At 63.3% G+C, this 23074-nt stretch carries 21 protein-coding genes and 1 pseudogene; 9 read left to right on the top strand and 13 right to left on the bottom strand.

Annotated elements, in window-relative coordinates; genetic code table 11:
* Positions 1 to 20 precede the first annotated feature (20 nt).
* From IVA96_RS20295 to IVA96_RS20275, 5 genes are all read right to left on the bottom strand, one after another.
* Complete coding sequence (locus IVA96_RS20295) at positions 21 to 3206, bottom strand: CusA/CzcA family heavy metal efflux RND transporter (RefSeq protein WP_247418837.1); 3186 nt, start codon at positions 3204 to 3206, stop codon at positions 21 to 23.
* The gene (locus tag IVA96_RS20290; RefSeq protein WP_247418836.1) at positions 3203 to 4639 is read right to left on the bottom strand and encodes an efflux RND transporter periplasmic adaptor subunit; all 1437 of its coding nucleotides are present in this window, start codon (positions 4637 to 4639) and stop codon (positions 3203 to 3205) included. Before IVA96_RS20290 ends, IVA96_RS20295 begins: the two co-directional genes overlap by 4 nt.
* Entirely contained in the window at positions 4636 to 5043 is a 408-nt protein-coding gene (locus IVA96_RS20285) for a FixH family protein (protein WP_247418835.1), read from the bottom strand. The genes IVA96_RS20290 and IVA96_RS20285 overlap by 4 nt, the downstream gene beginning before the upstream one ends.
* Before the next feature lie 94 nt (positions 5044 to 5137).
* Positions 5138 to 5494, bottom strand: a complete 357-nt coding sequence (locus IVA96_RS20280) for a hypothetical protein (protein WP_247418834.1) — start codon at positions 5492 to 5494, stop codon at positions 5138 to 5140.
* A gap of 92 nt (positions 5495 to 5586) precedes the next feature.
* Positions 5587 to 6084: a DUF411 domain-containing protein gene (locus IVA96_RS20275; RefSeq protein WP_247277374.1), complete on the bottom strand. Its 498-nt coding sequence runs from the start codon at positions 6082 to 6084 to the stop codon at positions 5587 to 5589.
* Between the two features lie 314 nt (positions 6085 to 6398).
* Between IVA96_RS20275 and IVA96_RS35475 the strand changes: the two genes are divergently transcribed.
* Both IVA96_RS35475 and IVA96_RS20260 read left to right on the top strand, forming a co-directional pair.
* On the top strand, positions 6399 to 7463 hold the full coding sequence (locus tag IVA96_RS35475; RefSeq protein WP_346347901.1) for an AAA family ATPase: 1065 nt from the start codon (positions 6399 to 6401) through the stop codon (positions 7461 to 7463).
* Positions 7464 to 7562: 99 nt separating this feature from the next.
* A complete protein-coding gene (locus IVA96_RS20260; protein ID WP_247418833.1) occupies positions 7563 to 8015 on the top strand; it encodes a hypothetical protein in 453 nt (150 codons plus the stop codon).
* 8 nt (positions 8016 to 8023) lie between these two features.
* Here IVA96_RS20260 and IVA96_RS20255 read toward each other — a convergent pair whose 3' ends face one another.
* The 5 genes from IVA96_RS20255 to IVA96_RS20235 all read right to left on the bottom strand — a co-directional run bounded on the left by IVA96_RS20255 (position 8024) and on the right by IVA96_RS20235 (position 15034).
* Entirely contained in the window at positions 8024 to 9208 is a 1185-nt protein-coding gene (locus IVA96_RS20255; RefSeq protein ID WP_247277376.1) for a Wadjet anti-phage system protein JetD domain-containing protein, read from the bottom strand.
* Positions 9205 to 12705, bottom strand: coding sequence for an SbcC/MukB-like Walker B domain-containing protein (locus IVA96_RS35840; protein ID WP_247418831.1), 3501 nt, complete (start codon positions 12703 to 12705; stop codon positions 9205 to 9207). Before IVA96_RS35840 ends, IVA96_RS20255 begins: the two co-directional genes overlap by 4 nt.
* Positions 12702 to 13343 (bottom strand): DUF4194 domain-containing protein, encoded by a 642-nt coding sequence (locus tag IVA96_RS20245; RefSeq protein ID WP_247277378.1) that lies wholly within the window; start codon positions 13341 to 13343, stop codon positions 12702 to 12704. The genes IVA96_RS35840 and IVA96_RS20245 overlap by 4 nt, the downstream gene beginning before the upstream one ends.
* Entirely contained in the window at positions 13333 to 14748 is a 1416-nt protein-coding gene (locus IVA96_RS20240; protein WP_247418829.1) for a Wadjet anti-phage system protein JetA family protein, read from the bottom strand. The genes IVA96_RS20245 and IVA96_RS20240 overlap by 11 nt, the downstream gene beginning before the upstream one ends.
* A 67-nt stretch (positions 14749 to 14815) precedes the next feature.
* Positions 14816 to 15034 (bottom strand): hypothetical protein, encoded by a 219-nt coding sequence (locus tag IVA96_RS20235; RefSeq protein ID WP_247418827.1) that lies wholly within the window; start codon positions 15032 to 15034, stop codon positions 14816 to 14818.
* A gap of 175 nt (positions 15035 to 15209) precedes the next feature.
* Between IVA96_RS20235 and IVA96_RS20230 the strand changes: the two genes are divergently transcribed.
* From IVA96_RS20230 to IVA96_RS20215, 4 genes are all read left to right on the top strand, one after another.
* Complete coding sequence (locus IVA96_RS20230; RefSeq protein ID WP_247418825.1) at positions 15210 to 15755, top strand: hypothetical protein; 546 nt, start codon at positions 15210 to 15212, stop codon at positions 15753 to 15755.
* Between the two features lies 1 nt (position 15756).
* Positions 15757 to 15957: a hypothetical protein gene (locus IVA96_RS20225; RefSeq protein WP_247277382.1), complete on the top strand. Its 201-nt coding sequence runs from the start codon at positions 15757 to 15759 to the stop codon at positions 15955 to 15957.
* Positions 15958 to 15959: 2 nt separating this feature from the next.
* Entirely contained in the window at positions 15960 to 16769 is an 810-nt protein-coding gene (locus tag IVA96_RS20220; protein WP_346015512.1) for a metallophosphoesterase, read from the top strand.
* A 296-nt stretch (positions 16770 to 17065) separates the two neighbouring features.
* Positions 17066 to 17461: a hypothetical protein gene (locus IVA96_RS20215; protein ID WP_247418822.1), complete on the top strand. Its 396-nt coding sequence runs from the start codon at positions 17066 to 17068 to the stop codon at positions 17459 to 17461.
* 511 nt (positions 17462 to 17972) lie between these two features.
* On the opposite strand, the pseudogene IVA96_RS20210 reads toward IVA96_RS20215, so the two are convergent.
* Positions 17973 to 18575, bottom strand: a pseudogene (locus tag IVA96_RS20210) (HipA N-terminal domain-containing protein); the annotation flags it as partial.
* Positions 18568 to 18879 (bottom strand): helix-turn-helix transcriptional regulator, encoded by a 312-nt coding sequence (locus tag IVA96_RS20205; RefSeq protein ID WP_247277384.1) that lies wholly within the window; start codon positions 18877 to 18879, stop codon positions 18568 to 18570. The gene IVA96_RS20205 and the pseudogene IVA96_RS20210, both read right to left, overlap by 8 nt.
* Positions 18880 to 19150: 271 nt before the next feature.
* Here IVA96_RS20205 and IVA96_RS20200 point away from each other — a divergent pair, with 271 nt between their 5' ends.
* Positions 19151 to 19363: a hypothetical protein gene (locus tag IVA96_RS20200; protein ID WP_247418811.1), complete on the top strand. Its 213-nt coding sequence runs from the start codon at positions 19151 to 19153 to the stop codon at positions 19361 to 19363.
* Positions 19364 to 19906: 543 nt separating this feature from the next.
* On the opposite strand, the gene IVA96_RS20195 is transcribed toward IVA96_RS20200, so the two are convergent.
* The gene (locus tag IVA96_RS20195; protein WP_247418809.1) at positions 19907 to 21265 is read right to left on the bottom strand and encodes an integrase arm-type DNA-binding domain-containing protein; all 1359 of its coding nucleotides are present in this window, start codon (positions 21263 to 21265) and stop codon (positions 19907 to 19909) included.
* A gap of 519 nt (positions 21266 to 21784) precedes the next feature.
* On the opposite strand from IVA96_RS20195, the gene IVA96_RS20190 reads away from it, so the two are divergent.
* Complete coding sequence (locus tag IVA96_RS20190) at positions 21785 to 21991, top strand: hypothetical protein (protein ID WP_247418806.1); 207 nt, start codon at positions 21785 to 21787, stop codon at positions 21989 to 21991.
* 119 nt (positions 21992 to 22110) lie between these two features.
* Positions 22111 to 22884 carry an SDR family NAD(P)-dependent oxidoreductase gene (locus tag IVA96_RS20185; protein WP_247418804.1) on the top strand — a complete coding sequence of 258 codons (774 nt, stop codon included), beginning with the start codon at positions 22111 to 22113 and terminating at the stop codon, positions 22882 to 22884.
* Positions 22885 to 23074: the final 190 nt, after the last annotated feature.

The raw sequence follows: 23074 nt of genomic DNA, 5'->3' as shown, positions 1-23074 counted from the left end.
CCGTCCATCATTGGCTCACCTCATTTGGCAGGCTCCGGGATTCGGAGTGTCGTGACGACAGCCTTCGACTTCGCCGGCACTCCCGGTTTGCCCACAGGCGGCAACCGGAAGCCTTTGACCAGGCCGAAGATCGCCGGGATCACGATCAGCGTGAGCAGGGTCGACGAGATCATGCCGCCGATCATCGGCACCGCGATCCGCTGCATGATCTCGGACCCGGTGCCGGTGCTCCACATGATCGGCAGCAGTCCCGCCATGATGGCGACGACGGTCATCATCTTCGGCCGGACGCGCTCGACCGCGCCCTCCATGATGGCCTCGCGGAGATCGGTCCGGCTCAAGGTCCAACCCTCGGCGGCGCGGCGCGCCCTGATCTCGGCAAGCGCCTCGTTGAGGTAGATCAGCATCACCACGCCGGTCTCGGCGGCGACGCCCGCGAGGGCGATGAAGCCGACGGCGACGGCGACCGAGAGGTTGAACCCGAGCCACCACATCAGCCAAAGCCCGCCGACCAGCGCGAACGGCAGCGACAGCATGACGATCATCGTATCGGTCACCGACCTGAAATTCAGGTACAGCAGCAGGAAGATGATGAGCAGCGTCGCCGGCACGACGATCTTCAGGCGGGCCATGGCGCGCTCGAAATATTCGTACTGGCCACTCCAGACCACGTAGTAGCCCGACGGAAACTGGATGCTGGCCTGGACGGCGCGTTGCGCCTCGGCGACGTAGCCGCCGAGATCCCGGTCGCGGATGTCGACGTAGATGTAGGTCGCAAGCTGTGCGTTCTCCGTCCGGATCGACGTCGGGCCGCGCGCGAGTTGAACGGTCGCGACTTCCGCGAGCGGGACGGCGCCGCCGGCCGGCATCGGAACGAGGACGTCGCTTGCGATCTTCTTCGGATTGTCCCGGAGGTCGCGGGGGTAGCGCATGTTGACCGTGAAGCGCTGCCGGCCCTCCACGGTGGTCGTGACCGCCTGACCGCCGAGCGCGGTCGCGATCGTGTCCTGGACGTCCTGGACCATGATGCCATAGCGGGCCAGCGCCGACCGGTCGGGCGTGATCTCCAGGTAGTAGCCTCCGATGGCCCGTTCGGCGTAGGCGGACGATGTTCCGGGCACGTTCCGCAGCACCTGCTCGATCTGCTTGGCGAGCTTGTCGATCTCGACGAGATCGGTGCCGATCACCTTGACGCCGACAGGAGTGCGAATGCCCGTCGAGAGCATGTCGATGCGCGCCTTGATCGGCATGGTCCAGGCATTGGAGACGCCCGGAAACTGCAGAGCTTTGTCCATCTCGGCGATCAGGCCGTCGATGGTGAGACCCGGCCGCCACTGCTCCTTGGGCTTGAGATTGACCACCGTCTCGAACATCTCGGTCGGCGCCGGATCGGTCGACGTGGAGGCCCGGCCGGCCTTCCCGTAGACCGACGCGACCTCCGGGAAGGAGCGGATGATGCGGTCCTGGGTCTGCATCAGTTCGGCGGCTTTGGTGACGGAGATGCCGGGCAGCGTCGTCGGCATGTAGAGCAGCGTGCCCTCGTCGAGGTTCGGCATGAATTCGGTGCCGAGCTGACGGGCGGGCCAGATCGTGATCGCGAGCGCGGCGAGCGCAAGCAGGATAACCAACGTCTTTGCGCGCAGCACGCCCTTGATGACGGGGCGATAGATCCAGATCAGGAAGCGGTTGATCGGGTTGCGGTGCTCCGGAACGATCCGTCCCCGGACGAAGATCACCATCAACGCAGGCACCAGCGTGACCGAGAGCAGCGCGGCGGCCGCCATCGCAAAGGTCTTGGTGAAGGCGAGCGGGCTGAACAGCCGCCCTTCCTGCGATTCCAGCGTGAAGATCGGCATGAACGATACCGTGATGATCAGCAGGCTGAAGAACAATGCCGGCCCGACCTGCGAGGCGGCCTCGATCAGGATTGCGATCCGCGACTTGCCCGGCTCCGCGCGCTCGAGGTGCTTGTGGGCGTTCTCGATCATGACGATGGCGGCGTCCACCATGGCGCCGATCGCGATGGCGATGCCGCCGAGGCTCATGATGTTGGAGCCGATGCCGAGCAGCTTCATCGCTCCGAACGCCATCAGCACGCCGACAGGCAGCATCAGGATGGCGACCAGCGCGCTGCGGACGTGCAGCAGGAACACGACGCAGACCAGCGCGACGACGAGGCTCTCCTCGACCAGCGTGTGCTTGAGCGTGTCGATGGCGGCGTAGATCAGGTTCGACCGGTCGTAGACCGGCACGATGTCGACCGACTTCGGCAGGCTGGTCGCGATCTCCTTGAACCGCTTCTTGACGTTCTCGATGACGTCCAGCGCGTTCATCCCGAAACGCTGCAGCACGATGCCGCTCGCGACCTCCCCCTCGCCGTTGAGTTCGGTGATGCCGCGCCGCTCGTCCGGCCCCAGTTCGACCCGGGAGACGTCCCGCAGCAGCACCGGCGTGCCCTTGTCCGTCTTGAGGACGATGTTGCCGAGATCGTCGATGCTTTTCAGGTAGCCCCGGCCCCGGATGACGTATTCGAACTCCGACAGCTCGACCGTCCGGCCGCCGACATCGGCGTTGCTGGCGCGGATCGCGTCCCGGATCTTCGGCATGGTGATGCCGAGGTCGCGCATCCGCTGCGCATCCAGGATCACGTTGTACTGCTTGACGAAACCGCCGACGCTCGCGACCTCGGCGACGCCTTCCGCCTTGGCCAGCGCGAATTTGAGATTCCAGTCCTGGATGGTGCGCGTGTCTGCGAGATTCAGCTCCTTCGACACCACCGCATACTGGTACACCCAGCCCACTCCCGTGGCGTCCGGACCGATGGTCGGCGTGACACCGGCAGGAATGCGCGATGTAGCGGCGTTCAGGAACTCGAGCACCCGCGAGCGCGCCCAGTAGATGTCGGTGCCATCCTCGAAGATCACGTAGACGAAGGAGACGCCGAAGAAGGAGAAGCCGCGCACCACCTTGGATTTCGGCACGGTGAGCATGGCGGTGGCCAGCGGATAGGTGACCTGGTCCTCGATCACCTGCGGCGCCTGCCCCGGGTATTCGGTGTAGACGATGACCTGGGTATCGGAGAGATCCGGGATCGCGTCGAGCGGGAGGTGGACGAGCGCGTAGATGCCGGCCGCGGCGGCGAAGCCGGTGCCGAACAGCACCAGCAGCAGGTTGCGCGCCGACCAGGCGATGACGCGGGCGATCATGGGCGCGCTCCCGATCCGGTGGCTGGCGCCTCGGGCGGCGGGCCGCTGGACTCGGCAAACCCCTTGAGCGCCGCTTTCAGGTTGCTCTCGGCATCGATCAGGAAGTTGGCCGAGGTCACGACCGCTTCGCCTTCGGACAGGCCATTCGTGATCTCGACGAAGCCGCCGCCGCGCCGGCCGAGCTTCACTTCGCGCGGCTCGAAGCGGCCCTCGCCCTTGTCGACCAAGACGGCCTGGCGGCTTCCGCTGTCGAGCACGGCACTCTCCGCCACCGCCAGAACCGGTCCCGGCGTGCCGGCCTCGATCTCGGCATCGACGTACATCTCCGGCCGCAGCAGTTCGTCGCGATTGGATACCTCGATCCGGATCCGCGCGGTGCGCGTCGCGGCGTTGAGATGGGGATAGATCAACGCCACGGTGCCCTCGAAGCTTTGGCCGGCGAACGCGCGTGGCCTGATGGTCACCTTCGTCCCAACCGCGACCTGCGGCAGATCGCGCTCGGCGACGTCGATCAGGACCCAGACGAGGCGGTGGTCAGCGATCCTGAACAGGACGTCGCCGGGCCCCGCGCGCATGCCGGGCACGGCGTTGCGCTCGAGGATCTCGCCGTCCTGCGGCGCGAGCCACGGGATCGAGAGAGAGATCTCCCGGGTGCGCTCGAGCTCCTTGATGGCCGCTTCCGGAGCAGCAAGATTCTCCAGTCGTCGGCGCGCGCCCTTCAGCTCCTTTCCGGTCGCGCTGGCGTTGATCGCCGAAAGATATTCGGCGGCGGCGCTGGACAACGCCGGGCTGTAGACGTTCAGGAGCGGCTGGCCCTTGTGGACGTGGTCGCCGGTCGTGACGTTGGCGACGCTCTCGACGAAGCCCTCGAAGCGGAGGGCGACGACTGAGACGCGTCTCTCGTCCTCCTGGACGGTGCCTGGAGCGCGGATCAAGGAGGTCACGGGTCTTTTGACGACCGCCTCAGATTTTGCGCCTGTACGCTGTATTTTCCCCGGCGAGAGCTTGATCGATCCGTCGTCGGTGTCCTCGCCTTCGTACACGGGGATGTAGTCCATCCCCATCGAGTCCTTCTTGGGCACCGGCGAGGTGTCCGGCAGGCCCATCGGATTCCGGTAGTATTTGATCTTGCGCTCGGTCTTCGCGTCGGCCTTGGTCCGCGCCGGCGCTTCCTCGGGTTCGTCGAAGCTCAGGTCGGCTCCCGCGGGCACGGCACGCCAGGCGCGCCCATCCGGCGTCTTCTTCGGCCCGAGCGAATAGAACGGCTTCCCGTCCGGATCCTGGTAGTAGATCGCCGCGCCGCTCTCGGCCGCCGCAGCGACCGTCACCGGTCCGGCGAACGGATTTGCGCGCGGGATCGCGCCCACGTAAAGCGCGGCTGCGGCCGCTGCGCAAACCGCAGCGGTCGCACCTATGGTGATGGCGCGCGTCATTGCTTCGCCGTGACGACGAGCTTGTTTTCGACCGTGCCGGTCTCGCCCTGCACCTTGGCGCCGAGGGACAATTGCCAGCGGCCCGCCATGCTGAAGTTGGCCTTGAACCGGTAGGTCCCGGGCTCCGTCCCCGGCATCGAAGTCACCTTCGTGACCATCTCCTGCATGCCGTCCGGCGCCATGTCGAGCCGGGAGGCGAATATGACCGCGTCCGGCACGGGTTTGCCGGTTTTCTTGTTCACCAGCCGCACCGTCACGACCTTGTCGGGGCCGGTCTGTACCGCCTGCTCGACGAGCTGGAATTCATAGTCCTTGATGTCGGCGAGAGCGGACCTTGGCGCTGCCGTTAGCGAAAGCCCGACCAGCGCGGCGGCCAGCCCGCGCGCAGCAGTGGAGATCTTCATGATGTCTGTTCCTCGAAACGTCTGTTGAGCCGCCGAAGCGGCCTGCGAATGCGCGCGATGGACGCGCGCCAACGTTCCGGCGCCGCAGCGCCGGTCAGACGATCGATCGAGGGGGCTGGTCCGGAGGGGGACGGGTTAGGCCGTCGGCGATCATGTCATCGAGCGGCCGCAGCAGTTCACGCACAGGCTGCCTGATGCTCACTGTCGCCGCCGAAGGTCCAGTCTGGAGCACCTTCAACATGCAGATCGCGATGAGAGGACAGTCCTGGCATTGCTTGTTGTTCTGCTTGTCCGGGCAGCACGCCATGTCATCCGGCATGTCCTGCGCGTCAGCCATCTGCATGGCGCCCATCGAATGTCCCGCCGCCGCCGGCGTTGCCAGCGGTGCGACCGTCAGCCCTGCGGTCACAAGGACCGCGAGCAGAAGTCTGAGGAGGCGGCGAGCATTCATGGCGTCACAGTCTCATAGGGGCGGGACGCTGGAAAGTGCCCCGGTTCACAAATGCGCGAGCGGGCGCCCCGGTGGTTAACTTTCTAAGACGGTCAGCCGATGGCTTCCTTGCCGACGAACCGCATGAACGTCGCACGACCTGCCGATCCGAACAGCACGACGGTGTAAGGCTCAGGGTGTCCACCTTCCATCCCCGGCGACCCTGCAGGCATGCCGGGCACGGCAAGCCCCAGAGCCTTCGGGCGCTCCGTCAGCAACCGCCGCACCGCGGACGCCGGTACGTGTCCCTCAAGGATGTAGCTGTCCACCTCTGCCGTGTGGCACGCGGCCAGATCGGCCGGGACGCCCAGGCGTTTCCGGACGGCCGGAAGGTCGGAAGCATCGTCCACCTGGACCGTGAATCCGGCGTCGCGCAAGTGTTGTACCCAGCCCAAGCAACAGCCGCAGTTCGGATCCTTGTGGACCTTGATCATGGGTTCAGCGGCAACGGCGGGGCGCACCGCCGCTCCAACTGTCGCGCCAGCGATCAGGGCCAGAAAGGATCGTCGCGCAAAGCACGCCTTCTCCGCGCCTCGTTCTCGGTAGCTCATCGGACACCTCTCCGTGAAGAAGTCGAGGGATTGCGGAGGTAATTGTATTCCGCGGATCCCTCGGCCGCCAATCAGCGAACGAAGCCGCGAAACTAGCGGGATTTGGGACTGGGCGTCTATGCCCAAGGGAATCTGCCTGGCGAGCGAGCCGGGGTGCGGGAAATCCCTGCTGGCTAGGGCCGTCGCCCGTTACTGTGGTGATGCTCCCATTGTGATCTCGTCCGTTGCGGATTGGTTCACGAAGGAACGCTCGTATATGGACGACGTGATCCGGGCGATGCGCTTGGATCGTTCGGTCGCTCTCGCGCGAGCCCATGGAATTGGTTTTCTGTTCCTGGATGAGGTTGACGCGGTCCCGGATAGAGCCCCTAGATAGTCGCAACAAGGATTATTGGCTACCTATAGTTGCAGACCTGTTGACCAGGTTCGACGACGGGACTTCGTCGGCCAGGCGGGGCGTGATCCTGATCGGTGCGACCAACAATCCAGAGTCCGTGGACCCCGCCCTGCTGCGCCCCGGCCGCTTCGAACGGATGATCAAGATCGAGCGGGCCGACGCAGCCGGCACGCTGAGCATGCTCAAGTTTCACGTCGCCGGCGCGGTACCTGACGACGAGCTCGATGACATCGCTACGGCCATGGAGCGCTCGACTGGCGCGGAGGTCATGGCGTTCGTCCGCGAAGCTCGCCGGATCGCGCGTCACGCCGGACGCGAGCTGCTCGCGGCGGACCTGCGCGCGGCGCTTCTGAGCTCCGAGCGGCCCCCGCCCGAGATGGACTGGCGCATTTGCGCGCACGAAGCCGGCCATGTCCTGCTCGCGCTGGTTCTCGAATGCGGAGTGCTGCGTCACTGCATCGTCGGGGCGAGGAGCGGGGCGGAGAACCGCACGCTAGTCGAATACGCGTCCTCCCCCGACTTGGCCACGCGGCAAACAGTGGAGGATCGCACCACCATGCTGCTCGGGGGCCGCGCCGCCGAGCGCGTTCTGTTCGGATGCAATTCCGCGGGCGGATCGGGCGACGAGTCCTCGGACGCAGCCATGTCGACGGAAACCGAAAAGAGAAGAACCCTGGGTAGCTTGCGGCCGAGTGTGGTGAAGATCGTGCGCGCCACGGGCGGCGGACCGATCCGTACCATCCTCGAACGGGGGCACAGGAAGCCGACGGGGGTCTTCACGTCGCGCAAGAACCGGCGTGAGTTTCCTTGGGAGGCGATCGACGAGAGACACTTCATGTGGATCTCCGAGGTCGACTACCGGGTGACGTCCTTTCTCGTCCAACCGTTCCGAATGGAATTTCACTTCGCGGACGGCGGCAGGATGGACTACTTCCCGGACATGGAGCGCAGGCTTGGGCCCATTCGAATGTTCGACGAGTGATCTGCGCCGCGCCAGACCCAAGGACAAGTGGGATGCGGTGCCACACGAAGAGCGGATCGAGATCGAAGCGAACGAGTTTTCCGCGCCTTGGTGGTTCCGATGCCGGAATATCGGGCGGAGCGTCGCAAGCTGAGCAAGGCGTGCGACCTTGAACAAGTGCGCGTACTGGCGCGGAAGTTCGACGTCTCCCTCGAAGTGATGGCCAAGGTCTACGTGACCAGTGCCGACGAACTTGCAGCCATCGTGATATCCAAAGATCGAAAGGTGCAGAGGGTGATACCTGCACCGAATTTCCCCTATGTTGGTCTTCGCGCCGGCGCCCCGATTCCTGAGCTTTCCCTCATTCGCCGTTGGCCAAGCCCGTCCACAATCGGCACCGTTTCGGAATTGAGGGATGTGCCCACTCACGTATGGCTAGAGAAGCGTGGCCGCGTCGAAGCCCTTTACGAGCAAGTTTTCGCGCAGAAGAACGGTTACGCCACGACGCTGCTGACAGTCGACATGAAAGAAGACGACGGCGAAGACGACGACCGCCACTGGAATCGGCGTTAGGGGGTAAGTTAAAGTGCAGCGGGATCGAGCGTCTCTTGCTCCAGGTGGCGCACGTTCGATCCGAATGCCAACCAATCCGCTAGATCGCGAACCGCGCTATCGGACCTCGCTATGGATGCCAAGCTCGGATCCGCGTCTGCCGGCTGGCCGTGCATCTCCGCCAGCTGCCTGGTCATGAGGTGGGGCTCAGGCCCGCGGGACAGGCTCTCTTCGAGGTACCTGAAGATGCGCACGCCGCCGGCATCTACGTCGCCCCAGTGAAGGAACGGCACGTCGGCTGGCACGGCCGCCAGAACCTTCGCTAGAAGCTCGATGACACCAGCCGCCGGGAAGCCGCCGGTGTAAACGACCAGGCTGGCGTCATGGATCTCGCGGACCTGCCGATTGAAGGTCGCGAAATTCTCGATCGTCAGGATGGCTGATGGTCGCTCCAAGACCAACAGCTGCGAGAGCATCTCCGGATGAATCGAGGCGAACGGCTTGGCGCGACCATCGACCTGACGGCCGTCCGCGCCCTCGACGGCGACGGGCCCCTTCAGATGAACAGGATGACTGAAGCGCTCCAGCCCGATGTGCGCCCAGACCACGTCGGCTGCAGCACCCGGCAGTCCGACCCGGACGCCGAGCACGGCGGCGAGCCGCGAGGCATGCCGATCGAAGGCCTTCGTGTCGTTCGTCGCCTTTTGGGAGAAGCTTCGCGCGTCCAGCCCTCGCGCTTCCTGCCGGGAGATGGACGCCAGCAGCGTGAAGAACTCCTTGGCGGCGTCGGCCTGGGCGGCGGTCAGGCGGTAGGCGGCCTCGCTTCGTGCCCATCTCGCCGCCATCTCGTCCAACAAAGTGGCGACCCACGGCTCGCCGGTCGCTGCGACGGGCAGCAATTCCGCCCTGACGCGCTGCGCGGTCGCGAGTGCCGTCGGGCGTCCGAGATGTCTGGCGAGCAATTCCGGGTCTCGAACGCGAACTCTCTCGACCAGATGTCCTCGGTCTCTCTTGCCCCGCTGCACCTCCACTGCGCCGAACCGTTCCGCCGCGGCCATCTGGTCGTGAAAGCGGCCCACCTGCTGCGCGGTCGAAAGTCTGTCGTACTCCGGCGCCGCGGACGGCGGCCGGGTGCGATCCGGATTGCGTTCGCTCCGCTCCAGCAGGCGTTCGAGGAATTCGACCCCGGCGTCCGTCGTACGAACGTCTGTCATTCCGCAGCCTGGTCCTGCGGGACGGCGCCGGCCTTCTCGACCTCAATCAACTCGGCTTTGAATACATCGAAGCCCTTGCGATACGGGTCGGCTGCAACGATCGCCTGGCGAGCCATCTCCGTCGGGTATTCGGTGTCGATCATCACCTGGTTGCCCAAGCGGTTCACGTTGACGACCGTGTCGACCACTTCCATGAACACGTGCCGCTTCTCGTCCGGAGTAGCGAGCATGACCTGGAGACCCAGGTCCCGCATGAATTCAGAGCACTGGCCGATTGCCTTGGTATCCAGACGATTGAAGGCCTCGTCGAAGATGGCGAGCGAGAGCCCGCTCTCGCCGGTGCGACGGTTTTGGTAGGTCGCGGCCAGCGAGGCGCCGATGGCGATGTAAAACGGCAACTGACCTTCGCCGCCGGATCCCGTACCGGCGCGGCTCGTCAAAGACGAGCGGATCTTGCCCTCGGCGTCCTGGATGTAGAGCTCGAAGTTGAAATACTTGCGGGGATCCTCGATCTCCTCGGTCCGCGCCTCCGGGTTCGACAGGATCTCCTCGATCTGTCGCACGGCGCGCATCATCGGTGAGCTCGCATCCTCGCTGCGGTCACCGAAAAGCGGCAGATTGAACTCGGGCTTTCTGGATTCCTCGACGAGCTCGATCATGTCGACGTGGGTTGGGGCCTCCAGCGCCTTGAACGAGTAGTAGTCGCGCCCGTGGAACTGGCGATCCTTTAGGTGGCGGTTGAGCTCGTTCAGGGTGGACTTGATGCCGGTAAAGGCGTCGTCGAGCCGATGGAGAAGGTCGTCCCGGAATGCCGAGGTCATCTCCGTCGCAGCGTTGCGACACTGCTCCTCGTACTGAACCAACTCATGCGCATCCAAGCGGTCCTTTTCAGCGGTCGCCCACTGCTCGACGACCGACGGCGTCGCCTCCTCGGCGGTGAACGGCGGCACGACATGGAATTCCTGGCCGTGCTTGTTCATCGCACCGGTCATTTCGCGCATCAGAGTAGAGCGCCGGTTGGTAGAACGGTTTTCCCGGTCCGCCGTTAGCCCGGCAATTCGGTCCGACAGGGATTCAGTGGCCATTTCGGTCACCTTTGATCGGTAGTCGCCCATGTCCCTCGATTGCGGGAATTCGTCCAGCAACTGTCGCGCGCGGGTGCGACGAGCCCCCGCCAGGACGCCACGGTTGTTCTTCATGTAATCTTCATACGCGCCCTCGGCCCGGTCTCTCGCGCTGTGGGCCCGGGTCGACGCATCCTGCGTCTCAGTCTTGAGCCGATTTGCCGTCTTGACCTCGGCGGCGAGGCGCTCCAGATCGGAGACGAGCTTGGGATCGCGATTCCGCTTGGCATCTTCGATATTTTTCCCGATTTCCGCCAGCTTGCGATCGAAAGCAGCCAGTTCCTCGCCGGCTCCGGTGCAGGTCAGGCCGGCGCCGCGGATCGCCTGAAACTGCCCGAACATGGCTTCGAACAAGCGCGCTTCGTCCTCCGAGCGACGGACATCTCCCGCCGATTCCGCAAGCTGCCGGAGCAATTGCTGCCGTTCGGCCTGAAGCTGTTGACGCATCTGCTCCTGCGTGGCGCGCCCGAGCTTAAGATACTGAGGCTTCTGCAGTCGCCGGACCGTCCGCCCGCCCTGGACCATGAGATCTGGCGTGATGGCGTTCTCGGCCGCAGCCATCCTATCCATGGTCTCGACCATCATCAGGCGGCCAATCCGATAGTTGAGGAATGCCCGGGCGTGACGGTTTTCCGTACTGATGATCTGTGCGAGAGAGCCCTTTTCAGCCGGCCTGGTGTTGTCGGTCTTGGTCGTGTTGATGACCTCCGCATCCCTGAAGGAGTGCTCTCCACCCTCCCGGAATATCTCCAAGGCGCGTACCGCCCTTGTGGGCTCGACGATCAATGCTTCCCGGGAGCGACCCAGAAAGGCCTCAGCTGCCATCCGCCACTTGTCGTCGCGTATCTCGACCAGCTCGCACAGTGGGGTCGCCTCGATACCGTGCGAAGCCAGTTGCCTGATGAGGTCCCGAGTGCCGCCTTCGATGGGGCTCAACCCTTGATCCATCCGCTTCAGGTTACTGTCGATCAGTTCGATGCGATCCTGCAGAGCCTTGGTCGCCACTCGCGCGTGAAAATGCGCGTCCGAAAACGTCTTTCGCGCTGCCTCGAGCCGCTCCTGGTCGACAGCCGCAAGAGCCGCATCCAGATGGGAAGCGCTATCCTTCCAGTTCTCGGGAAGCGGTTTGTCCCACTCGGAAAGTGGAGCCCTTCCCCTCGCAACGGCCACTGCACTCAGCAGCGCGTGCAAGAAGTCGTCACGGTGAACCAACAGATTGAGATCGACGGCCTTCCTGATCGAAGCGATGAGAACTTCGATCTCCTTGACTGGCACCATCGCGTTGGCGCGCTGGCTAAGGGTTGCGGTCTTGTCGGACTCGTACATCTGGGCCAACTGCTCGCCGTCGCTGGTCCTGATCGAGAGTTCGACGGTCTTGTGCTCAGCATCAAGGGTGGCATGTCTGGCTGCGGCCGCGACCGCGTCGACCTCAGCTCTGCTCGCGGCGCTCCGGAGTTGCGCGATGACCTCTTCCTGCCTCCTGGCCTCCCGCCGAAACTTCTCCCACTCAAGCCGCGCGATCTGCCAGCCCGTTACCGCAATGACCCTTTCGTTTTCGACCGCCCGCGCGACGATACGGAGGATCCCGGCCAAGCTGGCGCTTTGTGCCTTCAATTCTTCGATACGGCGGGTCAACGTGCGCCAATGTTCGATACCGCGGCGAAGCCTATCGACCTGAAGAGGCTGGACGTCGAGGACGTAGTTTCGGACGAAGTCGGTAGGGTTGTCCACTGGCTTCAGCAGCAGGGCATTCCGAAAGGCCTTCTGAAAGCGCCTGGGATCGAGAGGGAAGCCCGCCGGCGACAGCGCCCTGAGCGCTTCAGCCACGAAGTCGGTCGCGCTCGAGAACGCGTCGTCAACCTCGACGTTGCGGGCGCGCAAGGCATTGCGGACTGCATGCCACTGCAGCGTCTCGACCTCGTCATCGCCGACAGGACTCAGGATGTCGTCCTTCGTCAGCGCAGCTTTTGCGATGAAGCGCGCCTCGCAGGCCTCGTCGCTTCTCGTGGCCGAGGCCGAAAAGGCCACACCCAAGCTCACGGCCGAACCGTCGCCCAGGTCCTCGAACACAAGGATGATGTAGGTGTAGGCGTGCTGGCGCGTCGGCTCCGACCGCTCGCCCTTCTCATCGAGCGAGACCACGCCGAGGCAGTAATCTCGCAGCGTCCGCTTGCTCCTGACGTTGCTCTGGGCGCTCGGGTTGAAGCGGATGCTGGCCATGCTCGCGCCGGAGAGCACGGTCTGCACGGCGTCGATGATCGCTGATTTGCCGGCGCCGTTTGGACCGATGATGGCGGTCATGCCACGCATATCAACCTGCTGCGCCCGAAACAGGTACCAGTCGACCAGGATGATGCGCCGGAGCTCGATCACGCCTGGACCTCGCTCGCGCCGTCTGTCTTTGCCGTCGCTGCGGCCGATCGCGACACGAACTCTTCAAGGGAGCCGAGCGTGTCCTTGGAGACCACAATCGGCAACGCGGGCCGCAGGAAGAGGGTGAAGTTTCTGTCATCCCGATCTTCGATCCGCACGAGCCCGCGCTGCCTGAAGCCGGCCAGGATCTCCTTTACCCGCCCGAAGTTGGGGCGCTCGCGATGGGTCCGGTCCTCGTAGATCTGCAGGATCTGCTCGCTCTCGACCTCCACCTCGCCGAATTCCTTAGCTTCGAACCGAGTGAAGGCCTCCTCGTAATGGAGTCGCAGCACCAGCAGGAGCAGGCTCTCGTCGAGCCTCATGCTCTGACGGGGCGGCAGTTCGTTCGCCACCAGACCGATGTATCCATCGTTCGGCCTGCCCACGACCCGGTAGCCGAGCGCGTCGAACAAATTCTCGAAGTAACCCGTGTAGCGGCGGAGTACCTCGTAGGAGGTCTTCATGCCCCAATCGTTCTCGTAGATGAACTGAGCACGCCAGAGCGACTGCGCGGCCTGGCGCAGTTCCTTTTGCAGCCGCTCGCCGTCGCCGCCCTCGCTATCCTCATCGTCGATGAGCTTGGAAAGATCACGCAGCATTGACCGAAGTCCTCGTTCTCTCGATCCGGAAGGAGGTCACGTCGATCCAGTCGTTCGCGCTACGCCCTTCTTCGAGCGTGATCGTGAATTCACCCAAGCGCACTGAGCGACCGACCGCGGCCAAGTTCGGAATAGCTCGGTAGGCAAACAGGTCCGCAATGCTCCGAATCTCGATCTCGGCGGCTGACACGGCATCGCGGTCTCGCATCTGTTGGCGGGCGAACTCGAGCAGCTTTTGGTCGGAAACTCGCACCATCCGATCGAAGTCAGTGGTGGCCTGAACATAGGCGCGCAGATAAGGATCCTGCTTCGGCACCTTGAAGCGCGTCCGCTCCGGCGGAGCTTTCGGCGGGGGCGGGGTGTACAGCGCAAGCGATGTGATCGGCAGAGCGACATCCGGCGATCTCAAACGGATCTCCACCTCGTCGCTGTCGATCTTCGAAAGCTGCTCGATCAGCCGAACGATCCGCTCGGCGGAGCCTTCCCCCATGATGTCCATGTAGTGGACGGTGGTGCGGATGCGTCGCTCGAGGCGATCCCTGAAGTCCTCGATCTTGTCCATGAAGGGGCCGACGTCCTCGAACACGCTCTTGATCTTCTCGAGCTCCGCGATGACGCGCTCCTCGGCCATGGCGATCGTGGCGCCGGCCGGCATGACGCCCTGCTCGATGTAGGCGCGCGCGATTTTACGAAGACGCTCGGCGTCGGCGAGCATGTCTCCCGCGAGAGACGCGATCGTCCGACGATGTCGGTAAGGGTTATTCGACGTCTTCAGCTGCTTGTAGTCGGCGATCAGCAGCCCATCGACGAAGTCCTGGAAGAACGTGCGAAGGATGGCCGCCGCGTTGGGATTGCCCAGAATGCGGTCTTCGATCTCGCGCATCCCGGCCAAGATGCGGCGCATGCTGCGGGCGAACCGCGCCGCCGTCTCGTGGGCGTTAGCGAGACCCTGAGCCATGGTCTCCGGCTCCCGGAACGCAGCCTCAAGGTTGTTCTTCACGTCCACCACGGCGCCGGCGACACGCACGCGGCTGTTACCGAAATCGACGATCGCACCCAGGACCATGAAGGCGTCAGGGTTCATGTCGACGTAGGTGCGCCACTTCTCAGTCTCTTCCGTGAGCCAGCCGGTGTCGCGCAATCGATAGTAGGCGAGATAGTGGGCCTGGCTAGTGGTCTGATCCTCTTCCGGATCACCCTCGGAGAGATCCCCCATCGACCCGATGCCGAACTCCGAAAGTCCGATCTCGATCTGTTTCACGACCTCTTCCTTGAGCGGCGTCTCAAGGATGCGGGCCGAGTAGACCCGCTCATAAAGTCGCATCAAAAGGCGGGCATAGACGTGCTTTTTCGGCCCCGACAAAGGCTTGAACAGTGTCTCCGGAAGGTAACCAAACAGCTTCATCCCTCGGTCCCCAGGCGGCGAATTGAACCGCGGCGACTACGCAACCGCAAGGAAAAACGGAGATCTTTCAGGGCGTTCTCTTCGCTTTTCTCCGCTTAAGGTATTCCCGGGCCGCCTGCTCCATCACGTCCCAGGCCGCCCGGTGCTCGTCTATCGCCACCTGCTTGATGTCGGCGATGACGTCCTTGTCCATCATCGCGAGGAATGTCACGCGGTCGCCGATCGGCGTCCTCTTGCCCCGTTTTGGCGCCCTTTTTTCGCGATCATTCATCCGCCCGCTGCGCATTAAGCCTCCGATAACCATAAGGCCGGAGCAGCCGTGGCGCCAGAGAAGGCGGCCAGTCTTATATAAGAAGTGCGATCCTTCTTATATAAGAATAACGCGCTAACCGCTTGACTCGAGCTGACCTTCCTGCTCAATATGTTCTTGTTTTGTTCTCCTGTTGAGTGCTGGCGTCGTGATGTCGAGCGTGCTGCAGGATTGGAGGCGGGGGCTGATCGAGGCCCATTCCGACCTCTTCCGCCCGCCGGTGGGCGTCCCTGAGGGGGCAGAGGGCTGCCCCGAGTGCGGCCCCGGATGGCGCGACCTCATCGACCGGTGCTGCATCCGGATCAGGGCGGCGGTCGCAACCGAGGACGGCACCTTCAAATTCACGCAGATCAGGAGAAGTACGCGAGCATTCGCCTGTACTGGACCGGTCGCCTCTCTCCGGAAGCGACCTCCCGCGTCGAGGAGGCGATCGACCTGGCCGAGGCCCGCAGCGCCTGCACTTTGCGAGATTTGTGGCGAGGCAGGCGTCCTCCGGACGGGCGGGTGGCTGACGACCCGCTGCGACCTGCACGCTGAGGGGCGCGCGCCCGCCGAAGTCCGCCCCGGCTTCGAGAATATCCACATCGTCCGCTACGGCCTGGGCGCGCAGCGGCGGATCACGTGCCGCCGCTACGACCGGGAGAATGACGCCTTCGTGGACGTCGATCCCGCCACCCTCGGAATCGCGGAGGACTGACATGGCGACGTTCCGCTGCCGGACCTGCCACCAGGAAGGCAAATTCATCTACGACGCGTCCCGCCACGCCTGCCCGCGCTGCGGCTCGCGCGAAGTGCAGGTCGCCGTCGGCGTCGACGAGATGCCCGACCCGCTCGTGGACGCGCTCCTCGAACTCGCCGACGGGGCCGAGCCCCTCGATCGCGAACATTGGGAGGACTGACCATGCGCCTGTGGGTCATGTCCGACATCCACCTCGAACTGACGCGTGGCTGGGACCTCCCGCCGGCCGCAGCGCGTCCGGATTTCGACATGCTGATAGTCGCGGGCGACCTGACCCCGCGGGCCGAGCGCGGCGTCCGGTGGCTGCTCGATCGCGTGACCGACCGGCCCGTCATCTACGTCATGGGCAATCACGAGGGCTACGGCTGCGACCTCGGACGGACGCTCGAAAAGGCGAAGGCCTTGGCGGAGGGCACGAACGTTCACGTGCTGGAGAACGAGACCGTTCGCATCGGGAATGTCACGTTCGCGGGCGCGACCCTCTGGACGGACTTCGCCCTGAACGGAGACGCGCATGCCGCCATGGGCGTCGCCGGCGACCGCATGAACGACTTCAAGAAGATCCGGATCTCGAACTACGAGCGGCGTTTCCTGCCGCATCACGCGCTTACGCGACACTTCAAGTCGGTCGCGTTTCTGAAGGAACAGATGCGCAAGCCGCGCGGCGAGGACCGCCTGGTCGTCGTCACGCACCATGCTCCGATCCCCCACATCACCGACGAGCCCGGCGGCTCGGGCGAGGATCCGACGCTCGACCCGGCATTCCGGAGCGACCTGAGGCGGCTGATGGCGCGCGCGCCGGACGATGGCACGGGCGCGCTGCGCCCGGCGGACCTCTGGCTCTACGGCCACACCCACGAGTCTTTCGACGCCATGGTCGGCGAGACCCGCGTCGTGTCCAACACAAAGGGTTACGGCCCGTGGCCGCCTCCATGCCCACTTGGGACAACCCGCATTTCGACGAACGCCTGATCATCGAGATCTGAAAGGGACGGTCATGACCGACATCGACAATCAAGACCACCGAAGCCAACCCGCCCCTCCTCCAGGTTTCGAGTGTTTCGTCATGTTCAGACCACAGCCCCGCCGCCGGCCCGACCTCTTCGTATCCGCGAAAGCGCCCGTGCCGATCCCCGCGCGACACCCTGCTCTTAGAGAAGCGCTCGTCCAGGCGAGCCTCGATCCGCGGGTGCGCTCCATCGCTCACGTACCGACGGCGCATGTTTCGTCCGCACCGCTCGACCCGGTCGAGGTCGACGCGATCGTCCTTGCGCGCGACGATGGCCGCTTCTACCTCGACGTGGTGCCCGCCCCGTCAGGTCCGCGAGCTCGACGAGGAAGGGCTCGTGCTGATCGCGCTGCGGGAGCTGGAGCTCTCGCCCCTGGTCGTCACGGCGGAGGAGCTCGTTCGCGAACCCCGCTGCGGCAACTGCCGCCTGGTCTGGTCGCACCACGGCCACCTCGTGCCGGTGGGCCTGCGCATCAGCATCCTGCAGATCCTGCGCGACGACGGACCGATGGAGCTCGTCCGCCTCGTCGAGCTCGTCCGCAGCGACCATGATCCCTCGCTCGCGGTGATGGCGCTGGCCTGCGCAGACCTCCTCGAAATCGACCTGGCGTCGGAACCGCTCGGTCCCTCCACCCTGGTGAGATCCCGCACATGAAAAAGCCCACAGGCCGCCGCCCCACCGGCAACGTCATCCGCATGACCCCGAAAGCCGACGACCCCGAGAGGCCGTCGGGTACCGTCCTGATCGACCGCGTGTATCACGGCAAGCTCGGCCAGTTTGAGGACGGCGATGACGAGCGCCGGATCGAGGACAGCTTCGTGCTCGACTGCGAGGAAGAAAAGGATCCGCCCGGCGGCGACCGCCCCGACGCGACGACCGCACTGGTCGGCGCGAGCTTCGACGCGGCAACCACGCCGGATCAGCGGCGGCGGCTCCGCCATAACCTGGCGATGTGCGCAATCGTCCACGTCCCCAGCACCGCCTGGGTCACGCCGATCTCGCTGTACTTCCGGTGCACGTTCGGCGCACGCTGGCTGCAGCAGACCAGGCATGGTCCCAATGCCGGCGACAGAGCCTTCTCGACCAGCTCCGCCTCGGTCGCGCTGGCCCTATCGGCCGGCCAATCGGTCGTGGGCATCGCCGCCGACCTGGGTCTGCTTCCGCAGCCTAGCGTTTCCGCCAAGGCCAAGATCGCGAATTCGTTTTCCGAAAGTCCAATATGGGTGAGGGAGGGAAATTTCGCGATGTACTGCCCTTGCTCATCGTCGACGGCAAGCATGATTCCCCCTTCTTTTCTAGTATTTTTCACGACGGAGAGCTTCATCTGGACACCGGCGAGCGAAAAGCGCGCCTTCTTCTTGGCTTCTGATTCTGGCCCGGCCGGAACGGGGACGCCGTCGCTCGGCAACGCTCGTACCGCTCCCGGTAGATTTGTCCCCAGTGCAGCCAAGAGATCGAAGTCATTTCCAGGTCTTACTGACGCTGCGTGGTGCTTTTCCATTGCTTCGCGCAGTTTCTCTTCGGGCAGCAAGTTCGCGAAGAACGGCGGCAGCGCGCCGCGTATGGGTTTGGGATCCCGGCGGAGGCTGCCATCTGCCGAGCGAAGCGATAGGCTGAAGATCGGAGGGTCGTTCAAGCTCCGATACGCGGGCAAGAGATTGAATGCGTTGTAGTCGCCCGGCGTTCGGACGAGCGTGCCGACGGCAAGATCGTTTAATGAGATGTCGAGCGATTGGATACGTTCAGCCGCGAGGACAGGCTTATTCATGCTCCTCCTCAACATCTGACGTGAACGCAGGGCGGTCATCATCGCCCGTAGCTCTCTGCAGCATTGATTGAATAGCCGGTACCATCGCTTGCGGAATCAGCATCATTTCCATGCCAAGGGCGCGGGCAACGTTGACGAGTGTCGTTGCGCGGGCTGCAGCGGCACCCGTCTCAATGTCGCGATAGCGCGGCCTGCTAATGTTCGCCCGGAGGGCGATTTGCTCCTGGGATAGGCCAGCAGCCATTCGTGCTCTTCGAAAGTGCACGCCAAGCTCCTTGAGCAGCGGGTTTGGAGCCGAAGTCATGGATATGTTCTCGGATCATTAACATCGAAATGATCTGTAAACAGATCATAAATTGAACGTGAACAGATCTTTGTCGTCGGCAATGATCCGTAAACATATCTTTATGGCGAGTCGTTCCAGCGGCACTTGTCGTCTGAATTGTTGACTCTGCTGCCAGGAATGGCCTTGGGGCTATGCACTTGACGCGATGAAGAAGGCAGATCTTATCGCAAGGTTGACCGATTCCTATGGCGCTCGCGTGCATTGGGAGCTCAGGAGGAATGGCCCGCCAGTGAACGAACCCAATCCTGAAACGCGGTGCGTCGCTTTTATGGAACGCCAATTGAAAGCGGCGGTAGATGGCGAGCAAGTCCGTATCGCCAAGTCAATTCCGATGTCCGCCAACCCGCCTCGATGTAGCTGCGAAGCGTCGAACTACCTATCAGTTCGCTTTTCATTCTTCGGCATGCTTCCCATGATGACGGCCAATAGCCTCCAGGCGTGACCGGCCGCTGTCGTGGCCACTCGCAGGGCCGCAATGCGAGCGGAGTGGTCTCGGCTACTTACCAGCAACTTTTCTTCTATTCGCGTTGATATCCAATCTTACGACGCGCAATTGACGTGTTCCTATGCAACATCAACCGGAGCATGATGGTCAAATCGGCGGCACTCGACAGGCAAAGTTCGACGACTGCGTTGATTCTCTTGACGTTCCGCCCAAGAAGCGACCAGGCGATTACACGAGAGCCTCGCTCGCTTCGATCGTGAGAGTTGACGATGGGCCACTCGAAGGAGACGCTCCGCATCATGAAGCGACCTCGGAAGAATCGTGGCATGCCGCCGCCCGCGACGTTCGATATCGATTCGCTGCCGGGCAGCTCAAATTTAACGGCATTAGAGACGGCCGCCGTAATCCGGCGCACGCCTGGAGCCCTGGAGCTGTGGCGGCGCAATCCGAACCACCCGCTGAAATGGCGCTACGTCGATGGTCGCCCGCTTTACCGAGTCGATGCGGTGCGCGACTATCTGGCCGGACGCGATAAGACAACTAAGTCGTCGCAGCCGCATAATGCTCGCGAAGACGGCCCAGCAATTCGGCCTTGATGGGATCGAGCGGATTCGTCCGCTGCAGGCGCACGACCTTGCCTCCCCGTTTCGCGCCGACCAACTCCGCGATGTAGTCATGAGCAGCTTCGAACGCCATCTTGCGGATAATCCACTGTTCGTCGTGATTGTAGACTTGATCGATCCCGCGCGGCTTTTGCCCGACACACAACCGCTGGATTTCGTTGTCATAGCCGCAGCGTGACATGATGGTTCGCAAGCTGCGCCTTAAGTCATGCATTGTGAACTTGGCGACACCCGCTTCCTTGACCAGGCGGTCGACCAAGTTTGTGAAGCCCGACATCTGGCCGCCGGTCTTCGGTGATGGGAAGACATAGTCCGACGTCGCACGCTGAAAATGTTTTGCGGCCGTAAGCACCTCGTTAACGAGATGGGTGCGCGGCATGTCGTGGTAAAGGCCCATCTTGGTCCATGCTGCATCGAAAGTGATGCGGTCATCCATGACGTGATTTTGCCACTCGATCGTGGCTGGCTCGCTGCGGCGCGGGCCACCAAGTAGGCACATTCGTGTCAATAGCCCAAACGTCCCAAGCTTGCCGGATGCGTGCCAGACTTTGATGATCTCTTCGTCGGTCAGCGCCCGGCCCTTCGTTCGGCGCCCGACCCGCTGCGCGCGCGTCTCCTTGGGCACGCGATAGCCGGCGAGCACGTTGTGCTCGACGTAACCTTCGCCGACGCACCATTCGAGGAACGTGTGCGTGTGCTTGCGCAAGTCCTTTGCTGCGCCGCGCTTGCCGGTCTTGCCGATCCTATCTACCGCCGCCATGATTTGCCGTCGCGTGAGCTCGGCGATGGCGAGGTCGAAATGATCTTTCAGACCGCGTCGGAGTGCCGACATGGCCGGTTTCCAGTTGACGACCTGGCGCCCGGTCAGGGACATTTCGTACGGGCCATCTTCAACGATCAGGGTCGCCAGTGTCGTGCACTGCCGCTCGGCCAGCGCTTGCCGCTTCGCCTCGCGCTTGACCTCGTTAGGATCGATCCCAATGACCACCTCCGCAGCGACGACGGTGGCGGCCTTGCGCGCGGCCTTCTCATTGAATTTGGGCCACGCACCCAGCGTCTTGCGTTGAGTGCCCTTCGTCCCAGGCCTTGTGAACATGAAGACCCAGGTCCTGCCACCAGTCGCGCGCATCCTGATCGCGAGCCCCGGCTGCTCTGTGTCGTGCAGATAGTGCTGCGATTTGCCCGGCGGCAGCGTCGCCGCACGGATCGCCGCGTCAGTGAGTCTCAGGTAATTCGTCGTTCCTTCAGCTCTGAGAGATTCTTTACTCTTTTCCATCGCTTGTGCTCTCGCTCCTGGCGCCCTGAGACGGGTCGAGGCGCGACCCTAGAACAAATGGACCACAAGCCATCGCCTCCACGTCCCAGTTTGTGTGCCCTAAGGGAATTCCTCCGAAGGGCACAGCAGGGACATACAAAATGTGGTAAGGCCAACCGAGGCCAAGGATGGTCCAATATGGCCACAAGTCTTTAACTTGCAAGGACTTTTACAATAAGACTATGGCTGGATTAGGTTGGCTACAATCCACCAATTGTGGTTCACACGGGAGAGGTCCAAGGTTCGATCCCTTGTGCGCCCACCATTCCTTTTCCTGAACCTACCGGTTGCGAATGATCGTCGACGCTGATGGTGTTCGGCGACCCGTCTCAACCAAAAATGCGAAAACAACCCCATGCACAGTAGCCGACATCAGCCGGATCAAGGGGTTAGACTTCTACGACTTTTCCGAATCCACGATTGACTCGTCGGGCAAAACAGGGGCAGGATGACATCATCCGCGGAGAAGCCCGCCAGACGATGAGTTGGAACGAAGCCGAGATCCTCGCGGCCCGTCGCAAGATCCTCAAATCCGCACAAGACATGCTGGCTGGACAGCTCTCTTACATCGAGGGCGCACGGAACATTGTTACCGCCAGCACGAAAGCACGCCTCGACAAGCGGGACGTCGACCTGCTGCCCTTTGTCGGCATCGTTTCCGAGACAGACGCGCTACCCCTTTGGTGAGATGAGAAAGCAGCCGATGGCGCTCTCTCGCCGATCCCGGCAAGCTGAGCGACGACCAACATCGGAAACGATGCGCGGGCAATGTAGAATGCGTTCTGAAACATCCGGAGGAGCGGCGCATGGCGATCGTATTCATCACGGGCAGCACGGACGGTCTCGGCCGCGCGGCGGCACAATCCCTCGTCGATCAAGGTCACCGCGTCGTGCTGCACGCGCGTTCGGCCGATCGTGCCGCAGCACTTGGCCAGCTTGCGTCGCGTGCCGCCGGGTTGGCCGTCGGCGATCTCAGAAGCGCGGCAGAGACGAGGAGCATCGCCGATCAGGTCAATGCGATCGGGCGCATGGATGCAATCATCCACAACGCCGGCGTCTACACGCGGCCGAGCCGTGGCTCGACACCGGAAGGCCATGCCGAGACTCTGGCCATCAACACGCTTGCGCCGTACATGCTGACGGCCCTGATCGAGCGGCCCGACCGATTGGTGTATCTCAGCAGCGGGCTGCACCGCGGCGGAGAGGGTTCGCTGGACGACCTCGACTGGACGAAACGGGCCTGGGATTCGGCCAAAGCCTATGCCGAGAGCAAGCTGCACGTCGTCGCGCTCGCTTTTGCGCTGGCACGACGCTGGCCCAAGGTCCTGAGCAACGCCGTCGATCCCGGATGGGTGCGCACGAAGATGGGTGGTGCGAGCGCCCCGGTTGATCTCGACACCGGACAACGGACTCAGACCTGGCTGGCGGTGAGCGAGGATTCCGCTGCCCTGGTCAGCGGGCGCTACTGGCATCATCTCCAGCAGCAGCAGCCGGCCAGTGAGGCGAGCGATCGGATATTTCAGGACCAACTCATCGGCAAATTGAGCAAGCTGACGGGCGTTGAGCTGCCGGAGGCGTAAAGCGCGATGATTCGTCGTCATTGCGAGCGCAGCGAAGCAATCCAGTCTGCCTCCGCGGACACACTCTGGATTGCTTCGCTGCGCTCGCAATTGTGCATGTTCACTAATTCGCTGATTGGATCGCTCCAGCGGAGGACGATCCGATGCGCGACAACAGCTATGACCGGACGATTGAGCGCAACTATCTGCA

The organism is Bradyrhizobium sp. 159, assembly GCF_023073795.1.
Lineage (GTDB): Bacteria > Pseudomonadota > Alphaproteobacteria > Rhizobiales > Xanthobacteraceae > Bradyrhizobium.
The sequence above is the reverse complement of the archived record's forward strand: the minus strand, read 5'-3'. Positions and strand labels throughout refer to the sequence as shown.